General features: G+C 59.7%; 8 protein-coding genes and 2 pseudogenes. 8 read left to right on the top strand and 2 right to left on the bottom strand.

Features of this window, described 5'->3' with window-relative positions:
- Positions 1-36: 36 nt before the first annotated feature.
- Positions 37-333: a transposase gene (locus AC5ZGW_RS44630; protein ID WP_130231233.1), complete on the bottom strand. Its 297-nt coding sequence runs from the start codon at positions 331-333 to the stop codon at positions 37-39.
- 806 nt (positions 334-1,139) lie between these two features.
- Here AC5ZGW_RS44630 and AC5ZGW_RS44625 point away from each other — a divergent pair.
- Positions 1,140-1,535, top strand: a pseudogene (locus AC5ZGW_RS44625) (isocitrate lyase/phosphoenolpyruvate mutase family protein); the annotation flags it as partial.
- A 584-nt stretch (positions 1,536-2,119) separates the two neighbouring features.
- Here the strand turns inward: AC5ZGW_RS44625 and AC5ZGW_RS44620 are convergent.
- On the bottom strand, positions 2,120-2,374 hold the full coding sequence (locus AC5ZGW_RS44620; protein WP_245475157.1) for a hypothetical protein: 255 nt from the start codon (positions 2,372-2,374) through the stop codon (positions 2,120-2,122).
- Between the two features lie 265 nt (positions 2,375-2,639).
- Between AC5ZGW_RS44620 and AC5ZGW_RS44615 the strand changes: the two genes are divergently transcribed.
- The 7 genes and pseudogenes from AC5ZGW_RS44615 to AC5ZGW_RS44585 form a co-directional block, all read left to right on the top strand.
- Positions 2,640-3,323 (top strand): class I SAM-dependent methyltransferase, encoded by a 684-nt coding sequence (locus AC5ZGW_RS44615; RefSeq protein ID WP_130231231.1) that lies wholly within the window; start codon positions 2,640-2,642, stop codon positions 3,321-3,323.
- A 127-nt stretch (positions 3,324-3,450) separates the two neighbouring features.
- Positions 3,451-3,798, top strand: a complete 348-nt coding sequence (locus tag AC5ZGW_RS44610; protein ID WP_229167410.1) for a transposase — start codon at positions 3,451-3,453, stop codon at positions 3,796-3,798.
- Positions 3,795-4,139 (top strand): IS66 family insertion sequence element accessory protein TnpB, encoded by a 345-nt coding sequence (tnpB, locus tag AC5ZGW_RS44605; RefSeq protein ID WP_027583889.1) that lies wholly within the window; start codon positions 3,795-3,797, stop codon positions 4,137-4,139. Before AC5ZGW_RS44610 ends, tnpB begins: the two co-directional genes overlap by 4 nt.
- A 74-nt stretch (positions 4,140-4,213) precedes the next feature.
- Positions 4,214-5,806, top strand: a complete 1,593-nt coding sequence (gene tnpC, locus AC5ZGW_RS44600) for an IS66 family transposase (protein ID WP_130231227.1) — start codon at positions 4,214-4,216, stop codon at positions 5,804-5,806.
- 408 nt (positions 5,807-6,214) lie between these two features.
- Positions 6,215-6,745, top strand: coding sequence for an MBL fold metallo-hydrolase (locus tag AC5ZGW_RS44595; protein ID WP_130231225.1), 531 nt, complete (start codon positions 6,215-6,217; stop codon positions 6,743-6,745).
- A gap of 37 nt (positions 6,746-6,782) precedes the next feature.
- The gene (locus AC5ZGW_RS44590; protein ID WP_130231223.1) at positions 6,783-7,022 is read left to right on the top strand and encodes a ComEC/Rec2 family competence protein; all 240 of its coding nucleotides are present in this window, start codon (positions 6,783-6,785) and stop codon (positions 7,020-7,022) included.
- Positions 7,023-7,617: 595 nt separating this feature from the next.
- A pseudogene (locus AC5ZGW_RS44585) lies at positions 7,618-8,387 on the top strand (IS630 family transposase); the annotation flags it as partial.
- Between the last annotated feature and the right edge of the window lie 159 nt (positions 8,388-8,546).

The raw sequence follows: 8,546 nt of genomic DNA, 5'->3' as shown, positions 1-8,546 counted from the left end.
CCTTAAAGCTAGACTTAAGGTCACACGCTTCGCTAATTACCACCCGTCACGCAAGACGGCCGCCGTCGGATGCGTACTGCGGAGCCGCTCGTTCTCCTGGCGCAGCCGGGCGAGTTCCGAAGCCTGGTCCGCCGACATCGGCGTCGCCTGCGTGGTGGGGCGCCACGCCGCCGATGTCGGCTCCTGCCGAACCTTATCCACCCAGCGCCGCAGCACCGAGTCGCGCAGACCAAGCTCCTTGGCAACCGACGTGACCGAGCGCCCGCTCGACAACACCAGCTCGACGGTCTGGCGCTTGTATTCTTCGCTAAATGACCGACGTTGACGTTCCATTCAACACCTCCGGGCGGTCGAACTGGATGTCCACCGGGCGACGGCTGCCGACCAAGTCAGGCAGATCGGACCGGATCCGGTGCGCAGGCTTCCCGGCCCCGCGCCAGCCCCTAGACTATTTACCGCTCCACCGTGCTGGGGTGAGACGGATCTCGTCTCTTCCGGAGTCGCACGCCGTCGTGGGAGCCGCGATACCGTCTGCCTGTTCCGGCTCGACCTTCTGCAGACCAGCGTATCGCTTCGCAACTGGCGGCAATTGCCAACCAACGTCTATAATAAGAACGGCCGGTATGCGTCCGAGACTATTCGCTTGAACATCGGTCCCTTCGCTGCGATCGAGGCTAGAATCCTGAAGCGCCCGCACTCGGGCACGGAATGCAATCCGCAATTGACCAGGCATGCGCACATCACGCTTTGGCGGAACGCCGGTTTCCTCGGCCGCGCAGCCTTTCGCGAAAGGTTCTATCCCGCGCGGGATACACTCGTCCGAAACGCCGACCTCGGCGCTGGCCGCAGAAGACTGTTTGACGATTGGCTCGCAGGGCGCTGCAGCAAGAGCGCCCTCGAATCGCACACCCGGACGATCTCGCTCTTCGCTCGCTATCTGGCGGCGGTCACGACGGATCGAGATGAAGTTACCGCATCACTCGCTACCGCTAAGGTCCCGGTATGAATGTCGTCGCGTCACTTCGGCGCGCTCTGGGCATCTGGGCTTGCGAGCTCGACGGCGATAGGTCTGCAGGACTGGAATTGTCCGGGCTGCCAATTAAGCATCGTTGTCCCAGCTCGAGTGATCGGTCCAAGTCATGGCCGATGAGGCGTTGATTCCGCTCCTCGTCCGATGGAGAATACTGGTTTCGGTGACGATCAACAACGATCGGCGCTTCGCTTCTCAGATCGAGCTGGTCGCCGCGGGCGTGTATGTCGAGGACAAGAGATTACCAAAGATGAACTCGTTCCGAAGCCATGCACATTTGCTGGCGAATCCGATGGAAGTCTTTGGACGCGTTCGTGCAATTGAGCAGCCTGTCCGCGACCTGGACTTCGTCGTCGTGGCGCGTATGGAGCCCACGGTCTGTCGGTTGAAGCTCGAAGCCGCGCTTGAGCGCTGCAACTGCCATCGCGTGGCCGGTGCCGATCAGAGTCTCGTTCACTCGAAGAGACGTGATGCCGAGGAGATCAAGGCATTCGCGCAGGCATGGGGGGCAGCCTTGCCCCGCTATCATCGGCCGACCACCTCCGCCTCGACCCCGATATCTTTCGGTGATAGCCGCCTGCCAGACCACCGAGAGCCGCTAGCCAGCCTTCTTCGGGCAGTTGGTCGACCGACCGCCGAGAAGGGGATTTTGGACAGGACCGCCTGTCGTCATGCTGTGACGGCCCCTATGGCTGAGCGCCGGCGGCACCCAACACGCCGGGAGCGCAGCGATTTTCCTAGCCGTCGTGATCTTCCCACGTCCCGCACCGTCGAGTGTTCGGCGTCCGTCGCGCCGCTGCTGTCCGCCACCGTCAACACCGACCGCCCAACGACATCCATCGCCCAATCGACGAAGCGGGCCAAGTGCTCCAGCCTACCGGGCCGATCGTCGGGAGACTTCTCGCCGCAAGCTCGAGTTGCTGGCTACCATTCATTTATGCGATCAGCCCTGCGGCTCTTCTCCGGCTCAGTTTGGCGCGGGGCGGATGGCCGCGTGAGACTTCCTGAGCTGCCTCCGCCAGATCCTCGCCATCGGAGTTCTGCTCGCCCTCGTGACGCTCGATTTCATGGCTATCACGTTGTGTGGTGCTACCCGCTTTTGTCGATCGTGCCTTCGGGCAGGCCCATGGACGCGGCCTGCTTCGAACGATGCCTCGGGCCGGTGCTATCGCTGGATGGGTCACGACAACCCAGCTCCAGATCCGCGAACCCTGCTTCCAGATGTTCCTGTGCGCCCTTGCGGCCTGTGCAGCTGTCACCGCGTGTTTCGTATCGTCCGGTCACTTTGGTGCCGGCGGCCGCGGCTCGCCTCGCGGCCGGCACGGCCAATACGGTCAGCGTCATTGGCGACGGTACATCATCCGGACCCGTCCCCCCTGACGAGAGCAGTGAACGCGTCAATCCGTCGGCAGGACCGGTGTTCAGCCTTGCGAAGCAGATTGACGACCTCTGCGCGGGGTCGACAGCCGACCTTCTCGGTCCGTGCCGGCTGTTCTCAATGGAAGCGGCTTGATTGGCCAACGTGCTGGTCGCGGTGCACCGAAGGTGAGGCGTTGGATGATGCGTGCGCCACGCCGGAATCCATCCGTAGAGCAACTGGAGACGATTGATGAATGTTGACCATCACGACTTCCTGTTTGACGCTAGCCATGCTCTGCCGAGCGACTACCGTGCGTATCGGCGTTCGGTTCATACACGCCTGCTTCAAATACTTCGACAGAATCCCGGATGCCGCTTTCTCGAGATCGGCGTAGGACCAACATTCAGGCAGGAGCGGTTCAGGACCATCGACGATCTCGGGATTCACTATGTGGGCCTGGACTTCGAACATGTTTGCGCCGAACGCCGGGCCGACTTGGCGGCGGCCGGCATCGCGGATCGAGACATCAGGTTTCTGGGAAATCGCGTAGGAACATACCTGTTCAACCTGATCAGGTTGGCCAGAAATCGGGAGACTTTCGATATCATCTATCTCGACGGCAACCATTCAATCTATGTAGATTTGGCGGCTGCCATCGCAGCAGTACGGCTCTTGAAGCCCGGCTCCCTATTCCTTTTCGATGATGTGAGGTTCGCCTTCGGAAGCAGACATCTGATCCAAGCGACCGCTCAATATGCGGATGGCGGGCAGACCAAGGAGTTGACTGAGGACGAGGCAAACGAACCTCACGTCACGATTATCATCCGGGACTATCTGATCCCTTTGTTCAACTTTGAGGTGGAGCGGTCGTGGTCGGATCCTGATTGGATCGCACTCCGAGCCCCGAGGTCCGCTCCCTGGATACGGATATGACGGTTCTCGCGCTATCGCAGAGACCCCGTCTGGCGCAGGGGGTGAGCAATCGGCTATCGGCTGCTGAGTTTGTGAGCCGATGTGAGCTACTATGTCTGCGCCTAGTTCTGGAACTAGAACCTTCCATATGATCGAAGCGGTCGCCGACCGTCTTGAGGGAGCGCCGCGGCAGCTTCGCCGACGCTGGTCGGACGAGTTCAAGGCCCAAGTCGTGACAGAGGCGCTGGAGCCTGGCGCGAGCGTCTCGGCGATCGCTCGCCGGATTGGCATTCACCCGTCGCAGCTGTTTGCCTGGCGCCGTGATGCTCGGGCGGAACGACATTATCGCGAGCGGCACTCGAGTTGCGGGGGTGAGGTGGCGTCTGTGTCAGGCGCTGTGATCGAAATTGCCATTGGCGAGGTGATCGTGCGCGCCGGCGTGGACGTCGACGAGGCGCAGCTGCAGCGGGTGATCCGGGCGGTCCGTTCGGCATGATCCCCTCCGGCGTGAAGGTGTTCCTGGCCAGCCATCCAGTCGACTTCCGCAAGGGTATCGATGGCCTTGTTGCGCTGGTGCGCGATGCGGGCTCAGATCCGTTCGACGGTGCGCTTTACGTGTTCCGGGCGAAAAGGGCCGACCGAATCAAGATCGTATGGTGGGATGGCTCCGGCGTGTGCCTCTATTTAAAACGGCTTGAGAAGGCGAGGTTCTGCTGGCCGCGGATCGGACATCATCGGGTGCAGCTGAATGCTGCGCAGTTGATGGCCCTGGTCGATGGGATGGACTGGAAGCGGGTCCGGACCGCGGCGGTCAAGCCGCCGGAGATTGTTGGGTAAAAGCACTGCGGCGAAGTGAATCAGTGAGCTGAAAGGGCAAGAGAACCGGGGCAAAATGTGCTCTGGTCGGGTCAATGACGCCGCCCGATCTCAGCCTCCCGAATGACGTAGAGACGCTGAAGGCCATGGTTCTTGCCCTGGCCGAGAAAGCGGCCCGCGCCGATGCTCTGGCGAGCGAAGTCGCCGATCTCAAGGCCCGCAACGCCGATGCCGATGCGCGCATCGAGCGGCTGACGCAGATCCTGAAGGCCTTCGACCGCGCCCGGTTCGGCCGACGATCGGAAAAGCTCGGTTCGGCGAACGGCGACGATGAACAGCAGGCCTTCGTCTTCGAGGAGATCGAGACCGGCATCGCCGCGATCAAGGCCCAGGTCAGCAAGGGCCGTGCGCAGGCGGATGGCAAGCGTGCACCGCGTCGGCGCAAGGGCTTTGCGCCGCATCTGGAACGGATCGAAACCGTCATTGAGCCGCAAGAGCTGGCTGAGCATGCCGGCAAGCAGAAGGTGCTGATCGGCGAGGACGTGTCGGAGCGCCTGGATGTAGTGCCGGCGAAGTTCCGTGTGATCGTCACGCGCCGTCCCAAGTATACCTTCAAGAACGCGGACGGCGTCATCCAGGCGCCGGCCCCGGCCCACATCATCGAAGGAGGCATTCCGACGGAAGCGCTTCTGGCCCAGATCGCCGTCGCCAAATATGCCGATGGCCTGCCGCTCTACCGGCAGGAGGCTATCTACGCCCGCGATCATGTCGAGCTGGACCGCCAGTTGATGGCGCAATGGATGGGTAAGCTCGGCTTCGAGCTCGAGATCATGGCCGACTACATCTTCAGCGAGGTCAAGAAGGCCGAACGGGTCTTTGCCGACGAAACCACTTTGCCGACGCTCGCTCCGGGCTCCGGATCGACAAAGACGGCCTACTTATGGGCCTATGCCCGAGATGACCGAACTTTTGGCCGCAACGGTCCGCCGATGGTGGCTTATCGCTTCGAAGACAGCCGCGCCGGCGAATGCGCGGTCCGGCACCTCAATGGTTATCGCGGCATCCTGCAGGTTGATGGATACGCCGCCTATAACAAGCTCGCGCGATCCGATCGCGGCAATGATGGCATCACATTGGCTGGCTGCTGGTCACACTGCAGACGCAAGTTCTACGAGCTGCATGTTGCGGGGAGCTCAGAAGTGGCAACGGCGACGGTCGAGCGGATGGCGAAGCTCTGGCAGGTCGAGAAAACGGTGCGCGGTCAAAGCCCCGACACTCGCGTTGCCGCGCGCCAGCAAGCTTCCGCAGCGATCGTCGCAGATCTCTTCGATCTCTGGCAGCAGACCTTGCGGCGGATCTCCGGCAAATCAAAACTGGCCGAGGCGATCCGCTATGCCGTCTCGCGGCGTGCCATCTTCGAACGCTTCCTGACCGATGGTCGCATCGAGCTCGACTCCAACATCGTCGAACGCGCCATCAGGCCACAAACAATTACGAGAAAGAATAGCCTCTTCGCTGGCAGCGACGGCGGCGGACGAACCTGGGCGACCATCGCAACGCTGCTGCAGACGGCGAAAATGAACACCGTCGATCCGTTCGCCTGGCTCGCCGTAACACTTCAGCGTATCGCCAACGGCTGGCCGAGCAGCCAAATCGACGCGCTTATGCCATGGAACCACGCCGCCTGACGGCCTTAGCTTGCCGCTTACATACTGGAAGCGGCGTCCATCTGTTTCGGATCCTGCGTAATGGCGCCAAAAACGCTGAAATTCTGCGCAATTTGGCGTCTGCTTTGCAAGTTTGTAGGAAAACAAACTGCTATCCCGATTAGAAAACGTCGTCCGAAAAAGGAGATTGTTACCGAAGGTTGGTGTTCCCAAGAAATCAAGACCCATGAACATCGTGTGGCCTTACGCCTAGAGCCCCGTGAGCGGCGGCCGGAAACAGCGTGGCAATCGAGACCAATGCCGGCGTCGGCAGTGGCGACACTCACTCAAGCCCGACTCGGGAGCGAGAACATTGGCCGATTTTTTTGAAATCGATTTTTTGGACGTTGAAGCGAAAAGCAGCGGCGCGCTATTTGCGTCCGCTATGAGTTGAACGGTCAGACCCTCATTCATGTCGTTGACGGCGGCTATCAGTTAACCGGAGAGAAGGTCGTCAACTTCATAAACAAGTACTATGGCAATCCGAAACGAATCGCGCATGTTGTCGCAACACACAACGACGGTGATCATGCCGGAGGTTTGCAACGAGTCTTGGAAGATTTTGAGGTCGGCGCGCTTTGGATGTTGCGGCCGTGGATCTATGCAGAAGAACTTCTGCCCCGGTTCAAGCGCTTCACAACTGTCGATGGATTGGGGAAAGCCCTAAAGGAAGCTTACTCAAATCTCGCGGCACTTGAAGAAATTGGCGTTCGCAGGAAGATTCAAATCTACGAGCCCTTTCAGGGAGCTACCATTGGCGCTTTTCGGGTAATGGCCCCGACACGCTCGCGCTTTCTAGACCTGGTTGTTTCCTCAGAGAAGACGCCCGAGGAAAAAGGCCTGCTCGAAACCGCGCGCGATGCAGTTGTACGTTTAATGAAAGAGGCCGCTGTGCTTGTTAAGGCGGCTTGGGGGCGATGAATATTTTCCGGGAGGTGAAACAAGCAACGAAAACGAGATGAGCGTTGTCCAATATGCCAACCTAAATGAATGCAAAATTTTGCTGACCGGAGATACCGGACGCAGCGGTCTTCAGGAAGTCATTGATTGCGCGCCTTTGGCAGGATTGATGTTGCCCGGCATCGATCGGTTTCAAGTTCCACACCATGGCGGTCGCCATAATGTTACGACCGAACTGCTCGATGCAATCTTAGGTCAAAGGAAAGCAGCGCAGGAGGGTGTCAGAAAGAATGTGTAAGCAGGTTTCTGTGAGTTTACCTTACCGAGGAGACTCACATGACGACCGACACGACGATTACTGCCCACCTCGATATTCCAGCGGCCGTCGAGGCGCTGCGCCAATACTGGATGCCGATCCGCTACGCACGCGCCCGCTGATCACTGCGGAACGTGGGAGCTCATACCGGTTACGCTCAAGTCGGCGCGGACCTGACAGGCTTACGACACGCCAGCCCGTCTGAGCGAGCTTCGCTGTGGCATTTTTCAAGGTTGGGCATGCACGAGTACGCGCATTCCGGCTGGCGTCCTTTTTACCATTCGCGTTCCGGAAAGAGCGCTTCAGGTTCGAACGGACGCGTTGTTCGGTACCGACCAGGCTTATCTGGAGAGCATGAGACCGCAGCATTCTTCGCCGCTCATGCGTTCGACTACTAGCGCATGTACCGGATCGGAGTCGGCTGTTTTGCGGAAGCGTATTGGGAGGACGGGGGCCCAACGCGAGAGAGCTGCGTTCTGACGGTACGCTTTTGCCTGACCAAAGTGCATTCCATTCTCGGGCATGCACGGCTCGTCCAGGAGTTCCGGGAGCCGGCAGGGATCATCATCCACCAGGACTGGAGAGAATTGACCGACAACGGCATCGTCGCCGCAAACGTGTTGCCAGATCGTTGTCTAAGCGATGTCGCGCGATCCCGGATGCGCGGGGGATACCGAGTAAATGAATGACCGCTTAGCCACGAACATACCATTGGTAAATGGCGCCGTCGATGTTTGAAGGATCGCTGTGATGGTCTTCTTGACGAGATCCGCCCTGGCCGCCCTCGGCCATCAAGGACGCCCAGGTTGCTGCGTTATCGAGCGGACATTGCGTTCGATGCTGGCCGATGCGTTGCACTGTTCGATCCGCTCAATGGCCGCGGAGACCGGCTTCTCTCGCTTTACTATCCACCGAATGTGGATGGCGTTCTGCCTTCACCACACCGGAGCCAGCCATTTGAGCTGCCGGGCGATCCGGTGTTCGTCGACAATGTGGGCGATATTGATATGTCCCCGCTGAGCCGAGCCCTGTCCTCAGCATCGATGAGTAAAGCCAGATCAAAACAGTTGATCGCGAGCAGCCAATCTTGCCGATGATGCCTGGGGTGCCCGGAACGTCGCACGCAGAGCTATCTGCGGCATGGTAAGACCGCGCCGCTTGCAGCACATGATGTTGCGTCAGGGGTCGTTATGCAAATGCTACAAGCGCCATCCCCAGTCGAGTTCCTGAGTTCCTCAAAAAGATCGACAGTCAAGTCTCTCAAGGGCTCGATGTTCACATCGTCATGCACAACTACGCCACCGCAAGACACCCAAGATCAAAGCGTGGCTCGCTCGACACCCCGCATGATTATGTCCGCTTACAACTTCCACGTCGTGGATCATTCAGGTCGAGCGCGGGTGTCATTCGGCGTGCAAAACTGGCTCTGCGTATTGCCTCATCTGAGGATGTTACTTTCGCTTGACGGACGTAGCGCCGACTGTCGGCCGGTCTGAGGTTGCGTCA

The sequence above is a fragment of the Bradyrhizobium sp. Crot121 genome (genome assembly GCF_059512385.1).
This window is presented reverse-complemented; position numbering and strand designations above follow the sequence as displayed.

Coding starts and splice junctions, on each gene's coding strand:
- AC5ZGW_RS44620 (WP_245475157.1), bottom strand. CDS start 2,374: ATGACGCTGACCGTATTGGCCGTGCCGGCCGCGAGGCGAGCCGCGGCC.
- AC5ZGW_RS44615 (WP_130231231.1), top strand. CDS start 2,640: ATGAATGTTGACCATCACGACTTCCTGTTTGACGCTAGCCATGCTCTG.
- AC5ZGW_RS44610 (WP_229167410.1), top strand. CDS start 3,451: ATGATCGAAGCGGTCGCCGACCGTCTTGAGGGAGCGCCGCGGCAGCTT.
- tnpB (WP_027583889.1), top strand. CDS start 3,795: ATGATCCCCTCCGGCGTGAAGGTGTTCCTGGCCAGCCATCCAGTCGAC.
- tnpC (WP_130231227.1), top strand. CDS start 4,214: ATGACGCCGCCCGATCTCAGCCTCCCGAATGACGTAGAGACGCTGAAG.
- AC5ZGW_RS44590 (WP_130231223.1), top strand. CDS start 6,783: ATGAGCGTTGTCCAATATGCCAACCTAAATGAATGCAAAATTTTGCTG.
- AC5ZGW_RS44630 (WP_130231233.1), bottom strand. CDS start 333: ATGGAACGTCAACGTCGGTCATTTAGCGAAGAATACAAGCGCCAGACC.